Source organism: Oceanobacillus halophilus, assembly GCF_003628505.1.
GTDB lineage: Bacteria > Bacillota > Bacilli > Bacillales > Amphibacillaceae > Oceanobacillus > Oceanobacillus halophilus.
Window position 1 is genome coordinate 164,787 of the sequence record NZ_RBZP01000006.1, and the last position, 24,719, is coordinate 189,505.

Genomic DNA, 24,719 nt, shown 5'->3' on the forward strand with positions numbered 1-24,719 from the left:
TTTACAAAAATTTTAAATAATATTTAGCGAATCTTTTTTTACATCATTAAGGAGGGTGCTATGGAAAATATTAAAGAAACGATTATTGAGGTTATAAAATCAATTTTGCCTATAGCAATAGTCATTACCATCCTGCAATTCACCATTATCTGGTTACCTCTAGAAACATTTATGCAATTTCTTATTGGTGTCCTTTTTGTTGGAGTTGGGTTGATCCTGTTTCTGCTTGGCGTTAATGTTGGGCTGCTTCCAGTTGGGGAGATGATTGGTTCGGCATTGCCAAAGACAAAAAAACTCTGGCTCATCATCCTTTTTGGCTTTTTACTTGGACTTGTTGTTACCATTGCAGAACCTGATGTACGTGTTCTCTCATCTCAGGTGGAGCAAGTGTCAGATGGTGCTATTCCACAAAGTGTCTTAATTCTCTCAGTTGCTCTCGGTGTAGCAATCTTCGTAGCCATCGCGATGATACGAATTGTCTTTAATATCAGTATTGTTTATATCTTAGCAGTTGGCTATGGACTTATATTTCTTTTAGCTGCTTTCACCCCTCCTGCTTACGTTCCTATTTCCTTTGATTCTGGTGGTGTTACCACTGGTCCACTTACTGTTCCATTTATCATGGCATTAGGTGTTGGCGTAGCTAGTGTTATTCGAGGAAAAACTGCTTCAAGAGATGGTTTTGGACTAATCGCCCTTGCTTCTATTGGACCCATTCTATCGGTATTATTATTGGGAGTGATTTACGGATGAACCTGCACATATTCGAGGGGTTCGGGGGAACGATGATGGAAGTTGTTTCCGCCCTTATACCTCTGCTTGTCTTATTTATAATCTGCCAATTCTTCCTTCTAAAGCTACCCTTAAATAAAGTAAAGAATATTTTGGTTGGCTTTTTACTCGCCTTTCTGGGTCTATCCTTTTTCCTTCAAGGAGTACATATTGGTTTTATGCCAATTGGAGAACTTATGGGAGAGATTCTCGGTCAACGAAGTCTATGGTTATTAATTATTATTGGTTTTATTCTAGGATTCTTTGCTATCTTTGCTGAACCAGCTGTCAGTGTACTATTACACCAAGTTGATGAGGCTTCTGGTGGTTATATCCCGCAAAAGGTTTTACTGTATACCTTATCGATTGGAGTAGGTCTGGCTATCGCTTTATCTATGGTTCGAATTATTTTGGGCATTTCCCTATGGTATTTTATCCTCCCAGGTTATATAATCGCATTAGTTATGGTAAAGTATACATCAAAAACATTTACAGCCATTGCTTTTGACTCTGGTGGGGTGGCAACAGGTCCAATGACGGCAACCTTTATCCTGGCCATGTTTGTTGGTATTGCCTCTGTAACAGAAGGGAGAGATCCGCTACTTGACGGGTTTGGAATGGTCGCTCTTGTAGCACTAGCTCCAATATTATCCGTACTTACCCTGGGAGTCCTATATAGCAGAAAGGAGAAGGCTCAGGATGACAAAGAAGCGAACTCAACAGAAATTAATCGTGACAATTGTGAAGAAAGAAAAAGCCAAAAAAGTAATTCAAGCATCTAGAAATGCCGGAGCAAGAGGTGGAACCACACTTCGTGGAAAAGGATTTCGCCTAAATGACAAACCGAGTTTTCTAGGTATTCCCATAGAACGCGAAAGAGAAATTATCTTAACATTAGTGCCTACAAACATTTTCCCTGACGTAATGAACGCAATTGTCGATTCGGTTAATTTAAACAAACCTAAGCAAGGTATTGGATTTGTAATAGACACCAAACATATTAGTGGAGTATCACATATGTTAGGAATACCAATAGAGCATGATGAAAACAGTGATGAGGGTGGGTATGACATTATGAAAGACCAAGAAATATTATATGACCTAATCCTGACAATTGTAAACAAAGGAGAATCTGATAAGGTTGTTGATGCTTCTAAAAGAGCGGGGGCTGAAGGAGGTACCATTCTTCATGGGCGTGGAACCGGAATCCACGAAAAAGCAAAGCTTTTTAATATCTTAATTGAACCGGAGAAAGAATTAGTATTAACTTTAATCAGTCGTGACAAAACAACCGATGTACTGCATGCTATTGAAGAAGATGCTCATTTAAACAAACCAGGAAAAGGAATTGCCTTTGTACTTGAGGTAGAGAAAACAGTCGGAATTAACCATGTGTTAAATCGTATGGTTAACGAAAAATGGGAAAGTCAAATAGAGAATTAAAAAGAGGAGGCTAGGACATAAAATTCATTTGTCTTAGTCTCTTTTAGTTTGGCTCTTTTCTAAAAGTTTGTTGCTTTTTACATGACATTTTATATAGAATGTTGATATTTGTAATTCAGAATACTGCTCTGTCTTCGCTACGGAAATATACACTACGCTTTCCGCGGGGAGGCTGAGGCCGTGCCCGCGAACCGCAAGTATTCTGACGGAGCGAATCCTAGCACAAAACTTTCATTAGTGTAAGCGAGAGCAAACTATTCTGAATTAAATATATCAAGAGTTTCTATCAACTGTACAACTTCAAAAAAAACAAACTATACGAAAAGAGCCTTTAGTTTTTTATTTTCAAACATTTTTAATTTCAAAGGTTTCAACTACATGGATACTGTCTTGAACGGATTGTATCATGGAACAATTTTTCCTCGTTAAATTCATCGCTTTTTCAACCTTATCTTCAGATATGTCATTTCCTATGATAGTAAAGTGAAGTTTTATTTCTTCTACACGATTGGCAATATCCGGATTTCTTTTTACATCCGCACTTATTTTTATATCGTCAAATGAAATACGCTTTTTTTCTAATATTTTTCTCAATACTCCACCACTGCATACCGCTACAGAAGATACAAGTAGAGCATATGGTCTAAAACCAAACTGATCGTTACTGGAGACTTTTAATGTTCCAAATTCAAAGTCTGACTGAAACCCCTCTTCGTTCATTATAAATTCCATTTTATCACTTTCCTTTATACCTTTTTTTACTATTATACATAATATATATGAAAATTTGGTGAATAAAGATAGTTTTTAGCATACCAATCATGCTTGTCCCCGTAAGCTAACTGGTTTAGAGCTTGAGAAGGGTAAGTAACCAATTTTCTACAATTTCCTATGATTGTCTACTCGATATGAAGATTAATTCATATATTATATTAGATCGATTAAAGGAGGGATTCTAATGGCTAGATGCAGAAGACGCAAACAGCGTAATAATGATGTTGCTGGGGTATCCGACAGAATAGATGAAGTAAGAATCAATGCAGATGAAATTACTATCTATGCGGATGAAGTTAATGTGATAGAAAGGGACCGAAAGCATCGAAAACGTCACCGTGATGATATTGCAGGCGATTTTGATGAACGTGATCATAGAAAACATGATCATCGTTTTGATGATGACATTGCTGGTGTGTCCGATGAACGCGGTCGAAATAAACATCATGATCGTTACGACGATGATGTTGCTGGTGATTTCGATGAACGAAAACACCGCCGCAGAAGAAATCCATGGTTCTAAATCATAGGTAATAAACAACCTCTGGGCTACTGCTTATCCCAGAGGTTCTATTTCCACAATAAACTGGTATTGTTTTCATCGAATAGTTACATACGCAATTACAAAAAATAAAAATGCCATTGCAAAGGAGGATCATATGGATAGCAAACGCGCCAAAGAAATTATCGATTCCGTTACAATGATTAATGTAAACTATCACGGAATTCCAGTTTATATTCAAGATGTTCATGACAAGGAGGAAACAGCAACTGTTTTTCCACTTGATGAAATGAATCATGAGCAAAAGGTTGATTTAAATGGGCTAACCGAACATAATTTGCCCTTACAGTAAAACCTCTACTTAGAGGTTTTACTGTAAGTATATAGTATTTATTACTTACCAACTATTTTTCCATTCTTTATATAGACTCTTGGTACTCTACTTCCAATTAAACAAACAATCTCATAATGAATCGTCCCTAATTGATCTGCTACTTCTGCTAAAGAAATAAAGCCATCATTAGGTTCACCAAAGATAGTAAACACCTCTTGTTCATTTACATTCTGGATACCTGAAACATCAATCATGGATTGATCCATGCAAATACGTCCAACAATTGGTGCTTTTTTCCCTTTTACCGTGACATTTCCTTTATTGGACAAAGCACGAGTGAATCCATCGGCGTAACCAACAGGTATGGTAGCAATGATGGACGTTTCTTTTGGTTTAAAGGTGCAACCGTAACTTATTGGCTCCTCCGCTTCCACCTTTTTTATCATAACAGGCTTTGTTTTAAAGCTCATTGCTTGCTTTAATGCAATTTTTTCTCGTAAATGTTCACTCGGATATAACCCATAAAGGCTGATTCCCACCCGTACCATGTCCATATGCATGTCTGGGTATGCAATTGTACCTGCACTATTACAGCAATGCTTAAGAGGAATTGTAAATCCATTTTCTTCCAAGTAATTACATACTGTTGTAAAATGGCTAAATTGTTTCTTCGTATAGGATGAGTCTGTATTATCTGCATCAGCAAAGTGTGTAAATACCCCCTCTAAATCAACATAGTTTGATTCAAGGGATTGCGCTAATTCCAATACTTTTTCCTTTTCTTTAATCCCAATACGATTCATTCCACTATCTATTTTTATATGTACATGTACTGTTTGCTTTAAATTTTCAGCAATACTCCTAATTTGTCCTGCACTATCATCCGTATAGACTGTTAACGTTATATTATTTTGTATGGCATCTTCAAAAGCTTTAGTTGAACCTGTATACCCCAAAACCAAAATAGGAGCCTGTATTCCAGATTGTCGAAGTCGTATCGCTTCATCGAGCAGAGCTACTGCAAGATAATCAGCTCCCGCTTCCAGTGCTGCTTCCCCAATCTCTTTGGCGCCGTGTCCATAACCGTCCGCTTTGATTACTGCCATGAATTTACTGCCAGGATTTAAATGCTTCTTAAAAGCTTTTACATTTCCCTGTATGGAATCCAGTGATACCTCCACCCATGTATCCCGATAACTATCAGTTACCATAATTAACTTCCTCCTAATGACAAACTACCTTTCATTCTTATTTTATACTGTCACTAATTAAAGTTGGCTCTTTTCATATAAGTTTATTGCTTTTTTAAACGTCATAATTAAACTGAAATGTGGTGTAACTTAATCGATTATAGAAGTGTTATCGTTCACTACTATAGTGCATAGTTGATAGAAACTCCTGATAATCTGAATTCAAAGTAATGTGCTCAACTCTCGCTGCGGAAATACACTACGCTTTCCGCGGGGAGCTGGTGAGCCTCCTCCGTGCTGACACACTACGTAGTCTCACCGATGCTCTTCTTCCGGCAGGAGTCTCCGTGTATTTCCTTCGCTAATTTGGTGCTTTATTACTTCCAAGTATTTTATAAAGACTCTATAGATATAGGTAAGGCTACCACTATTAAGCAGGTTGATTGGAGCGGAGGGCAGTCGACTCCTGCGGGAAGATAGGCCTAGATGAGACCCCGCAGTGCGGTAGCACGAGGAGGCTCATCAGCCGCCCGCGGAAAGCGACTGCCCGGAGCGGAAATCAACAAGGCACTACATTTATCTTTAATTAAAGTAACTCGCATTCTATATAAAATGCGAAATAAACTTATGTTGAAAAATCAACAATATTTTTAGAAAAGAGCCAAAGTAAAATAGCTATAAATATTTTATATTGCTATTATTTCACTTTTCCCCATTAAAAAAAAGCAACAAATATTATACAATAAAGATTAGGTGAGTCTACTAAGTGCGATAATGCGTAGTAGGCTCACCCGTTCTCCATGAAAAGCGAAGGCCCAGAGCGAGTTTACCCTCGAATAAAGTTCGCAATTTATTACATTCCATTTCTTATGTCCCAACATCTTGCTGCTATTATTTATGAGTATTCTCTTTCATCAAGATTGTTGTCTGCAACGGATCTTTTGATACGAGCTTCATGACGTAGGCAGAAACATCATCAATCTTATCTGACAGATGACTGGTTCTCTCATATAGGATAGAACGAAAATGTTCAAGCTGTCTTGTAATCTTCTGGGTTAGTGCTTCTTGATTTTCGAGACGCCTCATCATACCTTCCTGGCTTTGTTCTTGTGCTTTCATTTGCTCGGAGATTTGGTATTGAAATTCTGTTTGCTGCTGGATATTTAATTGCAATTCCTCCTTTATTTCTCCGTAGACATCTATTTGCTTCTCCATCCCTTTTTGCGATACCGCTAATTGATTCATTTCCTCTAATAATTCCTGCTCGAATGAATGATTCTTAGAAACCATTTCTTGTAATCTTCTGTTACCCTCTTCAAGTCTTTCTAACTTCTTAATAACTTGGGTCTCTAATGTTTCTTGTTTTACGTTCATATCTTTCAAATCACGTAATTGCTCTCTAAATTCATTCCACTTGTTCGATTGTTTCAATTCTTGCTCATCATATCGTTTTCTTAATTCATGAAAAGAATGATTTAAGGAATTATTAATTTTCTTTTGTTCCTCTATCATTTCTGCTGTATGGTTTTTTATAAAGAAATGTTGATTTGGATCTGGTAAGCCATTATCATTTTTATAAATATGCTTATCATAATTAGGATTTATATATAATCCCATTATTTTCACCCCTTATCCGCATTACTGTAATATCCTATGCAGTAAAGGGGTTAGCTGTACATTTACCATACATGTCTACTAAAAGACTATGGATAAATTTTACTGCATGAAATAATTTTTTCTTTAAAGAAATTGTCATTTTATATGATAGAATAATACTGGTCTTTTTTTCTTTTTCCAAGAAAATAATTGGGTACTTTTGCATTAGATAAAGCAAAGATCAGTATATGATTAGGAAGTGAGACTCGTGAGCATCGAAAAGAAACCAAATAAATTATTGGTAAATATAATCAAATTCTCCATTAGAAAGTTCATAAATACACGTACCAAGATAATCATCGAACAAGATGACACGGTTGATTTGAAGGGTCCATATTTGATTTTGTCCAATCACGTAAATAACTGGGACCCATTATTTATTAACCTTATCGTAAAAGAACCTATTTGCTTTATCGCAGGTGATTCGTTATTCCGTATTCCAATACTCAAAAGTATCTTATATTATTTTGGTGCTATCCCAAAAATGAAATCAACCAATGATACACGTACGATTAGAAGTATGATTAAAGCAAAAAAACATAATCGAATCATTGGTATATTTCCAGAAGGCAACAGAAATTGGGATGGTGTTACAGAACCTATCCATCTAGCAACAGCAAAACTAGCAAAACTACTAGATATTCCTGTTGTAATTGGAACGATAAAAGGCGGACATCTAAACCAGCCAAGGTGGGGACTTGGACATCGTAAAGGTCCAATTTATATATCTCTAACTAAAAAATTTGATAAAGGCGAATTTAGACAAGATAAGCCTGAAGAGATTCTTAAAAAGTTAACAGATGCTTTTGTCTATAGTGAGATGGATTGGCAAAGTGAAAAGAATATACCATATAAAGGAAAAAATCTTGCTAATTATTTAGAGAGACTACTCTTTGTATGTCCTAACTGTAAAACACCTGAAAACCTGCATTCTCACCATGACATGTTCCAATGTGAGCATTGTAATTATACCGTTCGCTATACAGAGTATGGTAATTTTGAAAAAGTGAACTTTCCATTAATATACTCTACTACCCATGAATGGAACCAGTGGCAACTTAAGTTTATGAAAAAGTCACTGGTTGATAAGCAAATGAGTGAAGTTTGGAAAGCTGTTATGGATGATCATGTGAATTTGAAAGCATCGAAAAAAGGAGAGAAGTTCCGTCTTGTATCTTCTGGAAATCTTACTCTCGACCGTGAGAATGAAGTACTTGCATTTGCTTCAGAAAAAGGAGAACTTTTCCTATTTCCGCTTCATCAAATAGATGGCCTCAATATTCATTTACATCATATGCTTGACTTTTTTATTCATGATACAATGTATCGACTTGAATTCTATCAACCACGGACATCTGCATATAAATGGCTTAAAGTTATTCAAACTTTGCTACAAAATAAAGACAGCAAGGAGGGGATTTCATGAGTGAATCTTGGCTCTTCATTATAGATTTCTTACTTTTATCATTACTGGTTGTGACTGCAGCCGTTTTAAAAGCTAGAATTCCCTTCTTAACTAGATGGATTATTCCAACTTCCATGATTGCCGGATTCCTTGGTTTAATTTTTGGCACAGAATTAATCGGCTGGATACATTTCGATTTGGATATACTCGGGGAGCTTGTATACCACTTAATGGCTATTGGGTTTATTGCTCTATCTTTAAAAGAACGTGATGTAAAAAACAGTCCAAACTTTTTAAATGCAGGAATGCTAATTGTATCTACCTACCTAATTCAGGGAATTGTCGGATTTTCCTTCTTCCTTTTATTGATACAGTTCTTTTTCCCAGAATTTTTCCCTGGGATTGGTTTGCTTTTGCCCTTAGGGTTCGGGCAAGGACCTGGACAAGCCTATTCCATTGGAACTCAATGGGAACAGCTTGGTATAAATAGCGGTGGAAATATTGGTTTAACCATAGCTGGACTAGGATTTATTTGGGCTACTGTCATAGGTATCATTCTTATTAATATTTTAGTTAAAAACAAAAGATTTCAATCCTCTGATCAGGATTCAGCTTTACATCATGAAGATGTTATTGAAACATCTGATCCAGATGAAATTCCTTTAGCTGATGCTATTGATAAATTAACGTATCAAATAGCACTTATCGGCACTATTTACTTAATAACCTATCTAACACTAATAGGTCTTGAAAATATATTAACTCCTTTAGGTACATTTGGAGAAACGTTGGCACAACTATTGCTAGGCTTTCACTTTATCATTGGCAGTTTATATGCGATGGCTTTTCGCATTATTCTAAATCGGTTAAAGGATAAGGGATTTAAGCTGGAACATGAACCAAATAACTTCTTGCTACAGCGTATATCTGGATTTGCTTTTGATTATATGATTGCTGCTTCGATTGCAGCAATATCCATTCATGCCTTACAGGATTATTTAATACCTATTATCTTATTAACAACCATTGGAGGTTTTGTGACTATCCTATTTATGGTTTGGGTAGTACCTAGACTTTTCCCGAATGATAAGCTTCCCAATACACTAGGCTTTTATGGTATGGCAACCGGGACGATTTCAACTGGTATGGCACTTGTCAAAGCAGTAGATCCACAATTTAAGTCAAATACAACCGAAAACTTGGTCATGGGTAGTGCATCTGCCATTATATTTGGATTTCCACTCCTATTACTTTTGAACGTACCAGTTGTTGGTTATATCGAAAACAAACCAATATTATATATATATACTTTAATAGGTTTAATCATCTATTTTCTCGGATTAATGACCATATTGCATTTTCGCTCTAAAAAAGCAATCTAGCTAGCTTAACAATCTACTTGCGAATAGGACGCTTTTTAGCATGACTTTACTTTGCATTTTGTATAGACTATTGATTACTTTAATTAAGAATACTGCTATATATCCGCTACGGAAATACACTACGCTTTCCGCGGGCGCTGCTGAGCCTACTCCGAGCTATCGCTCTCCGTAGTCTCACCTAGGCTTATCTTCCCGCAGGAGTCTCCGTGTATTTCCTCCGCTAAGTTGTCTGCTCTACTTATATAAACAAAAAATATGTTGTTTATAAGAATAATAACGGCCTTAAACGTGATTCAATGAGTTATAATCTCAAAAATATTTTGTACATCTATCTTAGCGGAGGCAGAATACGTAGACTCCTGCGGGAAAAGCACGAGTCTGAAGACCCCGCAGCGGCGCTTTTTCCGCGAGGAGGCTGAAGCCGTGCCCGCGGAAAGCGAAGTATTCTGCCGGAGCGAATGATCGTACAAAACTTTCATTAGTATAAGCGAGCGCTAACTATTCTTAATTAAATAAATCAGGAGTTTCTATCAACTGTAAAACTTCAAAAAGCAACAAACAATACGAAAAGAGCCTAAAACAAAAAGGTGGGAGTATGAGAAATACTGCCACCTTTTACTGATTATGAGGGTTATTTATTATAGATGTGCTCTTTACATTTTAGAACAAATTCTTCTGGTGATGTTTTTACAATGTAGGAATATACCCCTTTGGAGGTATGTAAGTAGAGGAGGCCTCCTTTATCACCAATTAACCGATAAGAAACATCCATGATGTCCTTAATTGGAAATTCGCGGTGTTCAGTCACTACTTTTTCATGATATAAATAAAGAGTGCGTTGGTGTTCAATATCAACCTGTTCAATACTATTCACTTGCCTCTCAACCTTCACATACGGTTGTTCAGCTATTATCTGCATTTACTTCCCTCCAAGTTCCAGTAACTGCTTCTGTATTTCGAAACGGGTACTCACCTTCGCACAATGAAAGCGTACTTTTGTTATTTTAGCTTTCAGCAAACTGCAGGTTACTCATTCGCCATTTTAGCCATTGATATTCTCGAGTCTTCCTAGGTAAAAACTGACGAATATCATCTTCGTGATAACCAACCTGCAAGCGCTTTTCATCTACAATTATTGGACTTCTAAGTAATCTTGGATGCTTATGAATCAATTCCAACAGTTCCTGTAATGGAATCGCGTCCATATCTAAATTAAGATCTTTATAAACTTTAGATCTAGTTGAGATGATTTCATCAGTCCCATCAACTGTCATACGCAATATCGCTTGGAGCTCGTGTACAGTTAGTGGTTCTTTTAAGATATTCCTTTCTACAAAATCAATTTCTTGTTTAGCAAACCATTGTCTTGCCTTTCTTGTTGATGAACATGCAGCGCCATATATCCTTACACTCATTTATCATTCCCCATTCTTTATTAATTTTATTTAATAGTGATACGTATGAAATTATAAGATAGATTCACTTAGTTTCTATAAAGTCCATTTTTTAGTAATTGCATCTCGATTGAAAAGTTTTCAATCGCTTCCTTATCTGATAACTCTTTGGAAAACTTCTCTACAAAGTTTCGAAAAGCCACAGCAACAATAATCTGCAGGATGTGATAGATTTGCTGGTCATCTTCAATATTCAATCTTTCTTTATCAATCAACCGATTTATTTGTTCCATATAATCATTTGAATGACTATCTTCAAACATAGAGGTAACTGCATCCTCTATTTTGTGTGTAACGTTTAATAGTGCATTTTTTAAAAAGTTAAGTTCTTGATCATCAGGAAGATCTACTAAAAATTCATAATACATGTCAATTACTGCATCTATGATATCTCCATGATGTTTCTTTAATTTATCAATTAATTCTATTTTTCTAGTTTTCGTTTCTTCTTTAAGTAAGTAGAAATAGACATCTTCCTTATCTTCAAAATATTGATAGAAACTACCTCTAGGAATTCCAGCAGATTTAACAATATTAGAGATAGATGCTTCATATAACGGAGACTTGGCAAATTCCTCTTCTGCTGCTTGCATTAAGTTCTGTCTTTTTTGCTCAGGTAAGTTAAAAAACGTCCGCTTGGGCAATGTTAAACCTCCAAACTTTCATTATGACACGATGTCACTTATGTACATTTTTTATAATAAATGACACACTGTCATTTGTCAATATTTTTCATGACACCTTGTCACCATAACTCTATACCCCGTTAATTATAATTTACCATTCAAATGTGGCATTTTTATGGGAAATAAAAGGTATCATTCTTTTTAACGAAAGTATTTACGATTTAAAACAGGCTTATACCTTTTGTGATAAAATTATTTTAGGCTCTTTTCGAAAAGAGCCTAATTTTAAAGGTATCCTAATAGAAAATAAAAAGGGGGATATTATGGGCGAAAGGGAAATTAAATATTTTGCAGTTGGGAAACCTAAAAAGATGACATATGGTAATGGAAAAGAAATGAATACAGGAATCAAAAAAGAGGAAGTAGAAGTAGCTTTTTTGGCTAGAGATGGCTTTTTTGGAGATGGTGTTGCTGATTTAAAGAATCATGGTGGATTGGACAGAGCGGTTTGTATCTACCCTTATGAACATTACTCGATGTGGGAAAATGAATTTAATACATCCCTGGATTGCGCTGCCTTTGGTGAGAATCTTACTGTAACCAATATGTTAGAACATGATATTCATATTGGTGATACATTTCAACTAGGAAATGCTGTCATTCAGGTTACTCAGGGCAGAATCCCTTGCAGTACCATTAATAAACGAACAAATATACCTACCCTTTTAAAGAGACTTGTTGAAACAGGCTATACAGGATATTTATGCCGAGTGCTTGAAGAAGGCAAGGTACGGAAAAACTCCAAACTGGAACTCCTAACATCACCAAAGAAAAAAATTTGCGTGCATGATGCTACCATGACACTTCTTCATAGGCACGATGACTTAGATGCAATGAATCGTCTGCTTAAAGTTCCAGAGTTAGCCGATGAATGGCAAAAAAAATTACGTAAACGAATAGAAAAGACCTCTACCTGTTGATAGGCAGAGGTCTAAATTTTATTTACGGAACCATTACTTTACAAATGTCATTCGTAAACTCTACTGGGTCACTAACAGGTAACCCTTCAATAAGTAATGCTTGATTATAAAGCAGATTTGTATATAAGCTTAATTTCTCTTTATCATTTTCATAGGCATTTTGTAAGGATTGGAAAACGTCATGGTTCACGTTAATTTCCAGTACCTTATCCGCTTTAATTTGCTGGTCATCTGGCATGGCATTAATGACTTTTTCCATTTCAATGGAGATCTCACCTTCAGCTGTTAAGCAGACAGGATGTGATCTTAGTCGTTTGGAAACTCGTACATCTTTTACTTTATCTGCCAGAATTTCTTTCATAGATGCGAAAAGATCCTTATTCTCTTCTTCCTTTTCTTCGCTTTCTTTATTCTCATCTTCTTCAATTCCTAAGTCACCGCTTGATACAGACTTGAATTCTTTTTCCTTGTAGTTCATCAGCATCTTAATGGCGAACTCATCAATCTCATCCGTAAAGTATAAAATTTCATAGCCTTTTTCTGCTACCATTTCTGTCTGTGGCAACTTCTCGATTCGTTCATTGGAATCACCTGTAGCATAATAAATATACTTTTGATCTTCTGGCATTCTTGATACATATTCTTCTAAGGTTACGAGCTTTTTCTCTTTAGAAGAATAGAATAATAATAAATCTTGCAAGAGTTCTTTATTCATTCCGTAATCACTATACACACCAAATTTCAATTGTTGGCCAAAGGATGCATAGAATTTCTCGTATTTTTCACGGTCATCCCGTAATATACTTAACAATTGAGTCTTGATTTTCTTGTTAATGTTTTTGGCTATAATCTTCAATTGTCTATCATGCTGAAGCATCTCTCTTGAAATATTGAGGGAAAGATCTTCTGAGTCTACCATCCCTTTGACAAAACTGAAATAGTCTGGAAGCAAGTCTGCACATTTTTCCATGATTAGGACTCCATTAGAGTAGAGTTCCAGACCTTTTTCATACTCTTTCGTGTAGTAATTGTAAGGTGCGTTTTCTGGTATATAGAGAATGGCATTATAGCGCACTGTTCCATCCACATTAATATGGATGTGTTTTAAAGGTTTGTCATAACCATAGTGTTTCTCATTATAAAAGTTCTCATAATCTTCATCTGTCAGTTCACTCTTATTTTTCTTCCAAATCGGTACCATAGAGTTGATTGTCTGTTCTTCAATAACATCCTCATACTCATCTTCTGTTCCTTCTTTTAATTTACTTTCCGTTACATCCATCTTAATCGGATAGCGAATAAAGTCAGAGTATTTCTTAACAATTTGTTTTAAACGATATTCTTCTAAGTATTCGTCGTAATTCTCATCTTCTGTGTTTTCTTTGATTTCGAGAATAATTTCCGTTCCAGGTTCTTTTTTATCAATTGTTTCAATAGTATACCCATCAGAACCTTGTGATTCCCATTTATAAGCCTCATCACTATCTAATGATTTGGTCATTACTGTAACAGTATCTGCTACCATGAATGCAGCATAAAAACCTACCCCAAATTGACCGATAATATCATATCCGTCTTTTAATTCATTTTCATTTTTAAAATCAAATGAGCCACTTCTCGCAATCGTACCTAAATTGGACTCCAGCTCTTCCTTTGTCATACCAATTCCAGTATCTATCACCTTCAGAGTGCGTGTGTCTTTATTTGGGTCAATTTTTATATAGTAATCGCTTTGATTGAATGTTAGATGATCATCGGTTAGAGCTCGGTAGTAAATCTTATCAATCGCATCACTAGCGTTTGATATCAATTCTCTTAAAAAAACTTCACGTTTGGAGTAAATAGAATTAATCACCATATCCAATAGCTTTTTCGATTCCGCTTTAAATTCTCTTTTTGCCATGGTTACCTCTCCTTAAATAGTTTTATTAGCACTCTTCACACCTGAGTGATAATACCTATATTTTTAATAACACATAGGATTTGGCATGTCAATTAGAAAAGCATTGCTTGTCTGTTTAAGTAGATAATCATTGAATAAAAAAGTTATAATAAAGAAAGGAATGTATGGATAGGAGGGACATTTATGTTAAGCGAATGGCTACAAAAATCCAACTACACCGTGATTTTCACTGGAGCCGGTATGTCTACCGAAAGTGGTTTACCTGACTTTCGTTCAACCAACCAAGGACTTTGGAGGAAAAAGGATCCAAGCAAAATTGCCAGTACTCAAGCACTGAATAATAATGTAGAAGATTTTATTGATTTCTATCGCGAGCGTGTACTTGGCGTTAAAGAATATAAGCCGCATAAAGGTCATTATATCTTATCAAACTGGGAAGGGATTGGAAAAGTTAAATCGATTATTACACAAAATGTTGATGGGTTTCATCAAGAGGCAGGAAGTGAGCGCGTTGCCGAACTTCATGGCACTCTACAAAAATTACACTGCCAAACATGTGGGAAAGAATACGACAGTGAAGAATATGTAAATAAAGAATACCATTGTAGTTGTAATGGAATCTTACGACCGAACGTTGTCTTATTTGGTGAGACATTGCCACAAGATGCATTCCAATATGCCTTAAAGGAATCAGAAAAGGCGGACCTATTTATTGTTCTCGGATCATCTTTAAGTGTAACCCCAGCTAACCAATTCCCTCTAATTGCTAAGGAAAACGGCGCAAAGCTAGTAATAGTAAACCAGGAAGAGACCCAAATGGATTTTTACGCAGATACAGTTATCCATAATAAAAAGATTGGTGAGCTGCTTGAGGAATTGGATAAGAGGATGGAGTGGGATTGAGCGGATAAAGATCCCACTCGTTCAGTTTAGGTGCAACGATTAACGCTATGCTAACACAAAAATAGAATGAGGTTGCCATTTCATGACAACCTCAACGAATTACTTCTCTACATCGCCTTCCCATGCCAACATGCCGCCTGCCATATTGGTAACATCATAGCCCTGTTCTTTTAGAAATTCTGTTGCTCTCCCGCTTCGCCCCCCAGAGCGACACACCATATAATAGTGCTTATCTTTTTCGAACTCATTTGTACGCTGAGGTATTTCACTCAAGCGAATATGTTTAGCTCCTGGGATAATCCCTTGCGCTACTTCGTCATCTTCACGGACATCAACTATGTTGAGTTGTTCGCCATTCTCTAGTTTGGATTGTAATTCCTTTGCTGATATTTCACTCATATTTATCAACCTCCATTTTTATTTATCCTTTATTGTAACCTATCTGCTTTTAACTAGTAAATTTACTGCCTCTTGAATAAGTTCATCCGCATTTTTATCATTGTCTTCCTCTTCACGAATGCATTGTTCTAAATTCTTACTTACAATCAATGCGATGGTTCTGTCGATAGCATTTCTTGCTGCAGAGAGCTGCGTGACAACATCCTTACAATGTTTATCCTCCTCCATCATACGGAGTGCCCCCCGAACTTGCCCTTCAATACGTTTTAAACGGTTGGTTACCTTATCATCATAAATCATCTATGACCTTTCCCTTCTCTATTTATTACATTTCATCTTTTCATAATCATAATATAGAAAGTCTATTTTCTAAAGGCTTCTTTTCTAATATGTTGTTGCTTTTTTAGAAGCCTATAAAAAAGAATCCCTGTGAACAGGAATTCTTTTCTTTAGAGTATTATCTAATTATCATAACATATTTAAGTCATCCATTTTGGTGGGGTGTTTTTATCCCAAAATATCTCCCCAATTTCATGATGTTCCTTAAAGCCATCACTGCTAAGATGATAGTGAAAATTAAAATAATGCCCTTCTAACGGTCGATTATCTCTGCGAACGTGAAATCTAGCGATATCCTGTTCATTTTGATAATCATATACATGAAATATTCTCTCCCCATATCCTTTTGAAGGGATTTCCGTAATACCATAATTCGTATAGTTATCTCCGGCATCGTCAACTACTGACTGTAAAACATTCTCCATTGTTGGTAATATTTCAGTTGTAAATTCATCTTCTACACGGTCAATCATTCTAGGTCCAAATTTCAACAATGTCTGTTCTTTCGCTTTTTCCATTAAATCGGTAATAAAATATTCTTTACTGCTGACATCATACAGGGGGATATCAAATTTAACTTCTTGTTGTACGTTTGTTCCTGTATTAGGTCTATCTTCATTCAGATTTGATTTTGATAAGCTGTCCTTCGTTTCATCCGCATTAATTTCTAATAACCCTGTCGGCGTATAAATTCCTAATGTAACGATCGTTATCAGGACAACAGCAATTTTCCTCATCCAGAGCTTCATTGACTATCACCTTTTTCTATTACCTTTATAATAAGATTTTACCACGTATTTAATGATTATGTATAATTTTTTTAATATTTAACAAAAAGGTAATGTTTACCACACTAATTCCACAAAACTAGTTTAAATAAGGAAACTGACTGGTTAATAGGTGTTCTATCAATCGAATATGACGTGCTATCGATCGACTCGGGCGGGCTATCGACCGGGTCGGGCGATCTATCAACCGGCTCAGGCGTTCTATCAACCGACTCACTCTTCCTATCAACCGGCCCGCACGTTCTATCAACCGACTCACACTTTCTATCAACCGACTCACACTTTCTATCAACCGACTCAGGCGTTCTATCAACCGACTGGCACTTTCTATCAACCGGCCCGCACGTCCTATCAACCCTCTCAACCAGCCTATCAGTCACCTGCTCTTCTTTATTAACTCGTAATTAGCTAAGAATACCAAAAAGGACCCTGCCATTTTAAAAATAGGGTCCTTCCATAAAGTTAAAGTATGAATTTCTTAAATATTAATGAAGCATTATGACCGCCAAATCCTAGGGAATTGGTAAGAACGGCATTGAGGTTCTTTTCTTTTGCAGTGTTGGGCACATAATCCAAGTCCAGCGCCTCATCTGGCGTTTCATAATTAATCGTTGGTGGAAGAATTGAATCACGAATGGCTAGTAGAGAAAATACTGCTTCCACTGCTCCCGCTCCGCCTAGTAAATGTCCAGTCATTGACTTAGTGGAACTAACTGATAATTGATAAGCATGTTCTTCAAATACCTTTTTAATAGCATTTGTCTCATATAAGTCATTGTACGGTGTGGAAGTTCCATGGGCATTAATATAATCGATCTGATCAGGTGAAATAGCAGCATCGATTATTGCTTCTTTCATTGCTCGCTCAGCACCTTCTCCGTCAGGCGCGGGTGAAGTAATGTGGTATGCATCACCTGTTGAGCCATAGCCTATTATTTCTCCATAAATTTTTGCTTCTCGCTTCATAGCATGCTCTAGTTCTTCTAGAATAAGTATTCCGCAGCCTTCTGCAATAACAAAGCCATCCCGATTTTTATCAAATGGGCGACTGGCATTTTTAGGATCAGAATTTTTCGAGAGTGCAGTCATATTGGAAAATCCTGCAATTGTCATTTCTGTAATGGATGCTTCTGTTCCCCCTGCCACAATAACATCTGCATTTGCATATTGTATGGCACGAAAGGCATCACCGATAGAATTACTTCCAGAAGCACATGCCGTCACTGAACAGTTATTTATCCCCTTTGCTCCCAATTCTATCGAAACACGGCCTGATGCCATATCTGGTATAAACATAGGAATGGTAAACGGACTCACTCTTCGTTGACCCTTGTTCAGAAATTTCCGGTACTGTTCCTCAAATTCTCCCAGACCACCTATACCCGAACCAATCCAAACACCTACACGCTCAGGAATTGCATCCTTACCAATTAATAAATTGGCGTCTTCAATTGCCATCTTACTAGCAGCGACAGCAAATTGACTAAAGCGCCCCATTCTTCTTGCCTCTTTTTTATCCATATAGTTAGCTGGTTCAAAACCTTTTACCTCTCCAGCAATGGACACATCCACTTTCTCCGTATCTATTAAGGTTGCGTTTTCAATTCCTGATACTCCATTTATTATGTTCTTCCAAGAGGTAAAAGCGTCATTCCCTAATGGCGTCACTGCTCCCACACCTGTAATAACAACTCTTTTGTTCACGTGTCTCCTCCTATAATTTTTAATTTATATCTATTATATCGATTAAATAAGTATTTTTACATTTTCAACTCTGCAAAAAAACGCTGAATTACAGGAGTCTGCTTTCATTGCTCTCTACCATTCCATAATATAGCCATTAATTCATATCAACAAAAGTTACCTTTCCTATAGATGTGTATCATGTATTGTTTTATACTAAAAATTACCAATATATGTTAAGCTCTTTTCGTATATTTTGTTGCTTTTGAAGTTTTACAGTTGATGAAAACTGTTGATATATTTAAATAAGAATAGTGCTTTATATCCGCTACGGAAATACACTACGCTTTCCGCGGGGAGCTGGTGAGCCTCCTTCGTGCTGAAAAGCGTGTGCGCCTGCGTCTTCCAGTGATGCTTTGAAGCGGGCTTCCTCGGCGCAAGGGAGCAGGGAGGAATATTCAAGTAGTTCCCTCACTACGTAGTCTCACCGATGCTCTTCTTCCCGCAGGACAAGGAACGCTTCGGCAGCGAAACATCGCACGCAGAAAAAAGTGGTCTTCTTTTTTCAAGGAGTCTCCGTGTATTTCCGCTAATTTCCTGCTCTACTTGATTTTATTTAGAGTAATTCTTTTTATGCGTGAAACAACTGCCCCAAACGTGACATTATGGACTACAGCTTAAAACTATTTAGAGCATATAACATAGCGGAGGCAGAATACGAAGACTCCTGTGGGAAAAGCACGTGTCCAGACCTGAGCAGGAAATGGGTTTCTTCCGAGGAGGCCGTCCCGCGGAAAGCGAAATGTTCTGCCGGACCGAGTGATCGCACAAACAACCATAAGTGTGAGCGAGAGCAATACTATTCTGAATTAAAGATATCAATAGTCTATACAAAATCTAAAGTAAAGCCATATTAAAAAGCAACAATCTTTTAGAAAAGATAGATCCATTTATTAAAACAAGTAAAATATGTCAATAGTTATTAGAAAATAATTAGGAGGTAAGGTCATGGCGACAATCAATGATTTTCAAAAGCTAGACATTCGAATAGGAACGGTACTTGAGGCGGAGCCTTTTCCGGAAGCACGGAAGCCAGCAATTAAATTAAAAATAGATTTTGGGGAAGAAGTTGGGATTAAACAATCTTCAGCACAAATCACCCATCGATACGAAGCTGATGAGTTAATCGGAAAACAAGTTGTTGGCGTGGTGAATTTCCCACCAATGCGGATTGCAGGCTTTAAATCGGAGTGTTTAATCATAGGAGGAGTTCCTAAAGAAGGGGATGTAGTCCTGTTAAGGCCAGATGAATCAGTCAAAAATGGGACACCTATAGCTTAAGATATCGAATATATTGCTAAAATTGAGGCTATCTCTCTAGATAGCCTCAATATAGGATACTATTAATTGATTAATGCTTGCAATGGTGCAGGAATACGACCACCACGGGAAACTAATTTATCTGAATTAAAGTCGTTCACACCCATTACAGGGGCTCGACCTAATAAGCCGCCAAACTCTACCATATCGCCTTCTTTTTTACCTGGTACAGGGATGACACGGACAGCAGTTGTTTTTTTATTAATCATTCCAATTGCCGCTTCATCTGCTATAAGTGCTGATAATGTAGATGCTGTTACATCCCCTGTTAAAGCTATCATATCCAGTCCGACAGAACAGACACATGTCATCGCTTCTAGTTTGGGTAAGGTTAGAGATTGATCGGTAATTCCTTGAATCATTCCATTGTCTTCACTTACTGGTATAAATGCTCCGCTAAGTCCGCCAACATAAGAACTTGCCATGGCGCCACCCTTCTTTACTGCATCATTCATCAGGGCAAGAGCCGCTATAGTCCCATGTGTGCCAACACGTTCAAGACCAATTTCCTCTAGTATCTCTGCTACACTATCATTCTGAGCATTGGTAGGTGCAAGTGACAGATCCATTATTCCAAATGGTACACCAAGTCGTTTTGCTACTTCCCTGCCAATTAATTCTCCTGCTCTAGTAATTTTAAATGCTGTCTTTTTAATAACATCCGAAACTTCCCCTAAGTCTGCATCTGGATGTTTTTTGAGCGCATTTAGAACTACACCAGGACCACTCACTCCGACATTAAGTACAACTTCTCCTTCACCAGAACCATGAAATGCTCCTGCCATAAACGGGTTATCTTCTACCGGGTTACAGAAGACAACTAGTTTAGCACAAGCTAAACCATTTTCATCTTTTGTACGTTCAGCAGCTTCTTTAATAATCGTCCCCACTTTACCAACAGCATCCATATTGATTCCTGATCTAGTGGAAGCTACTGAAATAGATGAGCAAACACGTTCTGTTTCACTCAAAGCCTCTGGAAGTGCATCCAACAATGTTTGGTCCCCTTTAGTTATTCCTTTATGGACAAGCGCTGAATATCCGCCAATAAAATCAACACCTAAGGTTACAGCTGCTGAATCCAATGTCTTTGCTAATTCGATTGCTTGTTCTTTCGTTGCATTACCCAAAATTTCTGCAATTGGTGTAATAGAAATTCGTTTATTAATTATTGGTATTCCATACTCTTTCTCAACTGTTTCTGCAACTTCTTTTAATTGACCAGCATAACTTGTAATTTTATCGTAAACCTTTTGATTCATTTGATCGAAGTTAGAATCTGCACAATCGTATAAACTGATGCCCATTGTTACTGTTCGAATATCCAAATTTTCTAATTGAATCATTCGGATAGTCTCCATCATTTCGTTAAGTTCTATATCCATTTCCATTCTCCTCACAAATTCTGAACTTCTAATTACACTCGGTGCATTGCCTTGAAGATTTCTTCTAATTGAATATTAATTTTCAATCCTAAATCATTACTTAATTCATCAAATTCCCCTTGCAATTTATCTAAGTTTCCTACTTCTTGTACGTCCACAATCATCATCATTGTAAAAAAGTCCTGTAAAATTGTCTGACTGATGTCTAATATATTTATATTATTATTGGATAAAATGGTTGTTACATTAGCTATTATTCCTACCTGGTCCTTCCCAACCACACTTACAACTGCACGTTTATTTTCCATCGATGTCACCTCTAATATTAAGATTAAAGACTCTTTTTGTATGTCTGGTTACTTTTTAACTATGTCGGAGTTGATAGAAATTGTTGATAATATGAATTCATAGTAATGTGCTTAATCCCGCTACGGAAAGCGACTGCCCGGAGCGGAAATCAACAAAGCACTAAATTAGATATTTATTCTTAATTAAAGAAATTAGCAGTCTATGCAAAACCCGACATAAACAATAAAAAGCAACGGTCTATCATAAAGAGTCTTAAAAAAAGACAAATAAAAAAGATTGGTTTAAACCAATCTCAGAAGAATAGATAAGAGTATTATTTGTACGTACTCTTCTGTCCTTTTGCCTGAGATTGTGAATCCTTCGGCGCCGAGTTAACGGTCTCTCCAGAAGCTGCTCCTTTTGTAGTTTTACCCACAAAATTCATAGCTAACTTTTTTATTATTTAATTAGAACAAAATAATCTTATCAATAATTATTTGCAAGGTCAATAATGAAGGTATCTTCTAAACTGACGGAACTAACTTATACAAAGCAAAAGAAAAACCCTTCTTTTGAAAGGGCATGCGAACTTTGTATTATGCATGATAAAATGTCCATTAACTCCAAATACTTGGAACCTCTTTTTCCGTTTCCTTCTTTCCACCCTTTCTAAGATAGGCTTGAACTTCCTCCAGACTCAATCCAATCTTCTTTGCCTCCAGAATTAATTTGACCCACTCTTGATCAAGTTCAGCATTCACTTCCTTAACCATTTCCCCCTCCTAAAATACATATGTATTTCAGGTAGCCCAGCCATCATGATTGAAAAAACCTTAGACCCGTGACTTTGCGTCCCTATTTTTCAATAGGTTTGCCTTTTTCTGATTTAAATCATAAAACTACCCAAAATTCCCAAGAATGTATCGTTAAGAAAATTCTGTTATTAATATACCATATGGAGCATTACACCATCATTACACACTCGATTTACTCCTCAATTTTTTCATTTTTATTAAGCGTTGATTCAATTCCTCGCGTCCATTGATGATGTATTTTAAGGCAATTTCTAAGTAATGTATGGTATTTTCTATATTCCCTTGTTTTTCATATTTATCTGCTAAATACAGCGATATATTCAGCCATTCCTTTTCCAACCAAGTACGTAAATTAAGAAAACATTCTTCGTATAATCCAGGTAATACCTTCTCTGTTTCGGACATCATGATTTGTGTAAAATACTGATATTTCCTTTCTTCACTCTCTACGCTCTGTGCTTCTTTCATCATTTTAAGGTAAGATTGTATATCTGAATGTACCTCTCCATGTAAAAATACATGTTCTCTGTTAGTTCCTAACAAAGGGACACAATCGCTATTGCTGTACCTATCTAGCATACTCTTCAAATAATGCAGAGAAACCCGCAACCTATTTCTAGCCTTTTCCAAGTGAACATCTGGCCAAAATACATCGCAAAGCTCATCACGTGTTGAAGATTGGTGAATAACAAGATAACAAAGAATCTGCTTCGCCTTTCTTCTACCCCATCCATCTTGAAGCTTCTTTCCATTTATATAAACTTTAAATCCATCTAACATATTTACCTGCAGCTCATTTACATCACTCACACCATCTTTTTTTCTATTAAGTAATCCACCAATTTCTGTATAGAGTTGTGTTCTTAGATCCTCTAAATAGCTATCCTTATGCCCAGAGAAATTTTTACTTTTACTTTTTTCAATAAATTGCTTAATCCAATCTGCCGTTAGTTTTGGCTCATCCATTTGAATGAGAAACGACGCATCAGGGATGGAAAGATATCTAGCTTTTTGATTAAAACATAAGCCAGCAATGTTAAACTCAGGTGGATATATTTCATCTTCTGAACCCGATAGCATGAGAATGGGTATATTTATCCGTTGAAAGTCCGCTACTGTTGTATTCAAAATATCTAGATTAAATAAATCAAAATATACTTCTGGCCGTACTTTATTATAGGAGTTTAACAAAATATGTTTCTTTTCATCCGAAAGTTGATAACAGATTTTTTCTATTAATTGCTCTCCCAGTTTTAACATTGATGGACTTCCCTTAACTTCTTCCTTTCTTTTTTGAATTACTTGATTCGCTAGTTTCTTCGGATAATAAATTGGCACCCCAATTAAAATTAATGATTGCAGATTCCCCTGATACCTAGAAGCGAAGTATATACCGACCATTCCACCGAAACCTTGTGCAATTATATGGTAAGAGGAAATGTGTAAGGACTCTATCAAAAAAACCAAATCATGATATAGTACTTCCGTATTCCTTTGTTTAATTCCAGCATCACTTTCACCATGCCCTCTTAAATCATACCGCAATATATGGAAATTCTTTTGAAAATAAGGAATAACATCATCCCACGAATGCAAATCCAAGCCAATCCCATGAATAAGAATAAGAGTCTCTTTTGCATGGGGGTTTTTTGATTTCAAGTACTGGTAACAAATACTTACACCACATTTATTAATCCAATTCAAAAGAATCTCCTCCCAATCGATATAGTACTTAACGCTTATACTTCATAAACTTAACGTCCTAGTATTCTATATCTATTTCGTGAAAAACTATAAAGATTCCTTCTTATTCAACAAAATATTTTATAAATGTTCAAAATATTTAGATTCATTTAAACAAGAATACCCGTAAGTGTACTCTTAAGGAGTATTTTCACTCTGCTAGATTGGATTTTCAAATGCTTGGTTTGGGAGTTATGTAAATGTTTTAACTGTAGATTCTATAATGGGGCATACTAACCTAACCAGATCTTGCTATCAACCGCTTTGCTCCATCTATCAACCGCCTTACTCCTTCTATCAACCGCCTCGCTCCTTCTATCAACCGCCTCGCTCCTTCTATCAACCGCCTCGCTCCTTCTATCAACCGACTCGCTCCTTCTATCAACCGCCTTACTCCTTCTATCAACCGCCTTACTCCTTCTATCAACCGCCTTACTCCTTCTATCAACCGCCTTACTCCTTCTATCAACCGCCTTACTCCTTCTATCAACCGCCTTACTCCTTCTATCAACCGCCTTGCTCCTTCTATCAACCGCCTTGCTCCTTCTATCAACCGCCTTGCTCCTTCTATCAACC

The 24,719-nt window shown here is 36.6% G+C and carries 27 protein-coding genes and 2 riboswitches; of the genes, 10 read left to right on the top strand and 17 right to left on the bottom strand.

Annotated features, from left to right (window positions below):
* The first annotated feature begins 60 nt into the window (after positions 1-60).
* From D8M06_RS10115 to D8M06_RS10125, 3 genes are read left to right on the top strand one after another with little or no spacing between them, the layout of a single operon-like run.
* The gene (locus tag D8M06_RS10115) at positions 61-753 is read left to right on the top strand and encodes a DUF1538 domain-containing protein (RefSeq protein ID WP_121204283.1); all 693 of its coding nucleotides are present in this window, start codon (positions 61-63) and stop codon (positions 751-753) included.
* Positions 750-1,553, top strand: coding sequence for a DUF1538 domain-containing protein (locus D8M06_RS10120; RefSeq protein ID WP_121204284.1), 804 nt, complete (start codon positions 750-752; stop codon positions 1,551-1,553). Before D8M06_RS10115 ends, D8M06_RS10120 begins: the two co-directional genes overlap by 4 nt.
* Entirely contained in the window at positions 1,471-2,214 is a 744-nt protein-coding gene (locus D8M06_RS10125; RefSeq protein ID WP_121204285.1) for a P-II family nitrogen regulator, read from the top strand. Before D8M06_RS10120 ends, D8M06_RS10125 begins: the two co-directional genes overlap by 83 nt.
* A gap of 345 nt (positions 2,215-2,559) precedes the next feature.
* On the opposite strand, the gene D8M06_RS10130 is transcribed toward D8M06_RS10125, so the two are convergent.
* Entirely contained in the window at positions 2,560-2,946 is a 387-nt protein-coding gene (locus D8M06_RS10130) for an OsmC family protein (RefSeq protein WP_121204286.1), read from the bottom strand.
* Between the two features lie 226 nt (positions 2,947-3,172).
* Here D8M06_RS10130 and D8M06_RS10135 point away from each other — a divergent pair, with 226 nt between their 5' ends.
* The gene (locus D8M06_RS10135) at positions 3,173-3,511 is read left to right on the top strand and encodes a hypothetical protein (RefSeq protein WP_241558926.1); all 339 of its coding nucleotides are present in this window, start codon (positions 3,173-3,175) and stop codon (positions 3,509-3,511) included.
* A gap of 136 nt (positions 3,512-3,647) precedes the next feature.
* Complete coding sequence (locus D8M06_RS10140; protein WP_121204287.1) at positions 3,648-3,842, top strand: H-type small acid-soluble spore protein; 195 nt, start codon at positions 3,648-3,650, stop codon at positions 3,840-3,842.
* 41 nt (positions 3,843-3,883) lie between these two features.
* Here the strand turns inward: D8M06_RS10140 and alr are convergent, their stop codons facing one another.
* A complete protein-coding gene (alr, locus tag D8M06_RS10145; RefSeq protein WP_121204288.1) occupies positions 3,884-5,035 on the bottom strand; it encodes an alanine racemase in 1,152 nt (383 codons plus the stop codon).
* Positions 5,036-5,905: 870 nt separating this feature from the next.
* The gene (locus tag D8M06_RS10150; protein ID WP_121204289.1) at positions 5,906-6,631 is read right to left on the bottom strand and encodes a hypothetical protein; all 726 of its coding nucleotides are present in this window, start codon (positions 6,629-6,631) and stop codon (positions 5,906-5,908) included.
* 247 nt (positions 6,632-6,878) lie between these two features.
* Between D8M06_RS10150 and D8M06_RS10155 the strand changes: the two genes are divergently transcribed.
* The gene (locus tag D8M06_RS10155) at positions 6,879-8,096 is read left to right on the top strand and encodes a lysophospholipid acyltransferase family protein (protein WP_158591778.1); all 1,218 of its coding nucleotides are present in this window, start codon (positions 6,879-6,881) and stop codon (positions 8,094-8,096) included.
* On the top strand, positions 8,093-9,457 hold the full coding sequence (locus D8M06_RS10160) for a sodium/glutamate symporter family protein (protein ID WP_121204291.1): 1,365 nt from the start codon (positions 8,093-8,095) through the stop codon (positions 9,455-9,457). Before D8M06_RS10155 ends, D8M06_RS10160 begins: the two co-directional genes overlap by 4 nt.
* Positions 9,458-10,088: 631 nt before the next feature.
* Here D8M06_RS10160 and D8M06_RS10165 read toward each other — a convergent pair.
* The 3 genes from D8M06_RS10165 to D8M06_RS10175 form a co-directional block, all read right to left on the bottom strand.
* On the bottom strand, positions 10,089-10,376 hold the full coding sequence (locus D8M06_RS10165; protein WP_121204292.1) for a hypothetical protein: 288 nt from the start codon (positions 10,374-10,376) through the stop codon (positions 10,089-10,091).
* An 85-nt stretch (positions 10,377-10,461) separates the two neighbouring features.
* Positions 10,462-10,872 carry a transcriptional regulator Spx gene (gene spx, locus D8M06_RS10170; RefSeq protein ID WP_121204293.1) on the bottom strand — a complete coding sequence of 137 codons (411 nt, stop codon included), beginning with the start codon at positions 10,870-10,872 and terminating at the stop codon, positions 10,462-10,464.
* Between the two features lie 68 nt (positions 10,873-10,940).
* Positions 10,941-11,555, bottom strand: a complete 615-nt coding sequence (locus D8M06_RS10175) for a TetR/AcrR family transcriptional regulator (protein WP_121204294.1) — start codon at positions 11,553-11,555, stop codon at positions 10,941-10,943.
* Between the two features lie 305 nt (positions 11,556-11,860).
* On the opposite strand from D8M06_RS10175, the gene D8M06_RS10180 reads away from it, so the two are divergent.
* On the top strand, positions 11,861-12,517 hold the full coding sequence (locus tag D8M06_RS10180; protein WP_121204295.1) for an MOSC domain-containing protein: 657 nt from the start codon (positions 11,861-11,863) through the stop codon (positions 12,515-12,517).
* Positions 12,518-12,539: 22 nt separating this feature from the next.
* Here the strand turns inward: D8M06_RS10180 and htpG are convergent, their stop codons facing one another.
* A complete protein-coding gene (htpG, locus tag D8M06_RS10185) occupies positions 12,540-14,420 on the bottom strand; it encodes a molecular chaperone HtpG (protein ID WP_121204296.1) in 1,881 nt (626 codons plus the stop codon).
* 183 nt (positions 14,421-14,603) lie between these two features.
* Here htpG and D8M06_RS10190 point away from each other — a divergent pair, with 183 nt between their 5' ends.
* Positions 14,604-15,323, top strand: a complete 720-nt coding sequence (locus D8M06_RS10190; protein ID WP_121204297.1) for an NAD-dependent protein deacylase — start codon at positions 14,604-14,606, stop codon at positions 15,321-15,323.
* Between the two features lie 99 nt (positions 15,324-15,422).
* On the opposite strand, the gene D8M06_RS10195 is transcribed toward D8M06_RS10190, so the two are convergent.
* The 5 genes from D8M06_RS10195 to fabF form a co-directional block, all read right to left on the bottom strand.
* The gene (locus tag D8M06_RS10195) at positions 15,423-15,722 is read right to left on the bottom strand and encodes a rhodanese-like domain-containing protein (protein WP_121204298.1); all 300 of its coding nucleotides are present in this window, start codon (positions 15,720-15,722) and stop codon (positions 15,423-15,425) included.
* Between the two features lie 39 nt (positions 15,723-15,761).
* A complete protein-coding gene (locus tag D8M06_RS10200; RefSeq protein ID WP_121204299.1) occupies positions 15,762-16,022 on the bottom strand; it encodes a metal-sensitive transcriptional regulator in 261 nt (86 codons plus the stop codon).
* A gap of 179 nt (positions 16,023-16,201) precedes the next feature.
* Positions 16,202-16,810: a YpjP family protein gene (locus D8M06_RS10205; protein WP_121204300.1), complete on the bottom strand. Its 609-nt coding sequence runs from the start codon at positions 16,808-16,810 to the stop codon at positions 16,202-16,204.
* A 118-nt stretch (positions 16,811-16,928) separates the two neighbouring features.
* Positions 16,929-17,213 (bottom strand): hypothetical protein, encoded by a 285-nt coding sequence (locus D8M06_RS19710; RefSeq protein ID WP_147404968.1) that lies wholly within the window; start codon positions 17,211-17,213, stop codon positions 16,929-16,931.
* 98 nt (positions 17,214-17,311) lie between these two features.
* Positions 17,312-18,553, bottom strand: coding sequence for a beta-ketoacyl-ACP synthase II (fabF, locus tag D8M06_RS10210; RefSeq protein ID WP_121204301.1), 1,242 nt, complete (start codon positions 18,551-18,553; stop codon positions 17,312-17,314).
* Positions 18,554-19,540: 987 nt separating this feature from the next.
* Here fabF and csaA point away from each other — a divergent pair.
* On the top strand, positions 19,541-19,873 hold the full coding sequence (gene csaA / locus D8M06_RS10215) for a chaperone CsaA (RefSeq protein ID WP_121204302.1): 333 nt from the start codon (positions 19,541-19,543) through the stop codon (positions 19,871-19,873).
* A gap of 62 nt (positions 19,874-19,935) precedes the next feature.
* Here the strand turns inward: csaA and D8M06_RS10220 are convergent, their stop codons facing one another.
* The 5 genes from D8M06_RS10220 to D8M06_RS19840 all read right to left on the bottom strand — a co-directional run.
* Positions 19,936-21,297, bottom strand: a complete 1,362-nt coding sequence (locus D8M06_RS10220) for a PFL family protein (protein WP_121204303.1) — start codon at positions 21,295-21,297, stop codon at positions 19,936-19,938.
* 32 nt (positions 21,298-21,329) lie between these two features.
* Positions 21,330-21,605 carry an ACT domain-containing protein gene (locus tag D8M06_RS10225; RefSeq protein ID WP_121204304.1) on the bottom strand — a complete coding sequence of 92 codons (276 nt, stop codon included), beginning with the start codon at positions 21,603-21,605 and terminating at the stop codon, positions 21,330-21,332.
* Positions 21,606-21,927: 322 nt separating this feature from the next.
* A riboswitch (glycine riboswitch) is annotated at positions 21,928-22,003 on the bottom strand.
* Between the two features lie 199 nt (positions 22,004-22,202).
* Positions 22,203-22,358 carry an anti-repressor SinI family protein gene (locus D8M06_RS10230; RefSeq protein ID WP_121204305.1) on the bottom strand — a complete coding sequence of 52 codons (156 nt, stop codon included), beginning with the start codon at positions 22,356-22,358 and terminating at the stop codon, positions 22,203-22,205.
* A 27-nt stretch (positions 22,359-22,385) separates the two neighbouring features.
* Positions 22,386-22,471, bottom strand: a riboswitch (cyclic di-GMP riboswitch).
* Positions 22,472-22,559: 88 nt separating this feature from the next.
* Positions 22,560-24,104 carry an alpha/beta hydrolase gene (locus D8M06_RS10235; RefSeq protein ID WP_158591779.1) on the bottom strand — a complete coding sequence of 515 codons (1,545 nt, stop codon included), beginning with the start codon at positions 24,102-24,104 and terminating at the stop codon, positions 22,560-22,562.
* A 277-nt stretch (positions 24,105-24,381) separates the two neighbouring features.
* The coding region (locus D8M06_RS19840; RefSeq protein WP_421904282.1) for a hypothetical protein at positions 24,382-24,719 on the bottom strand (338 nt) is incomplete at its 5' end.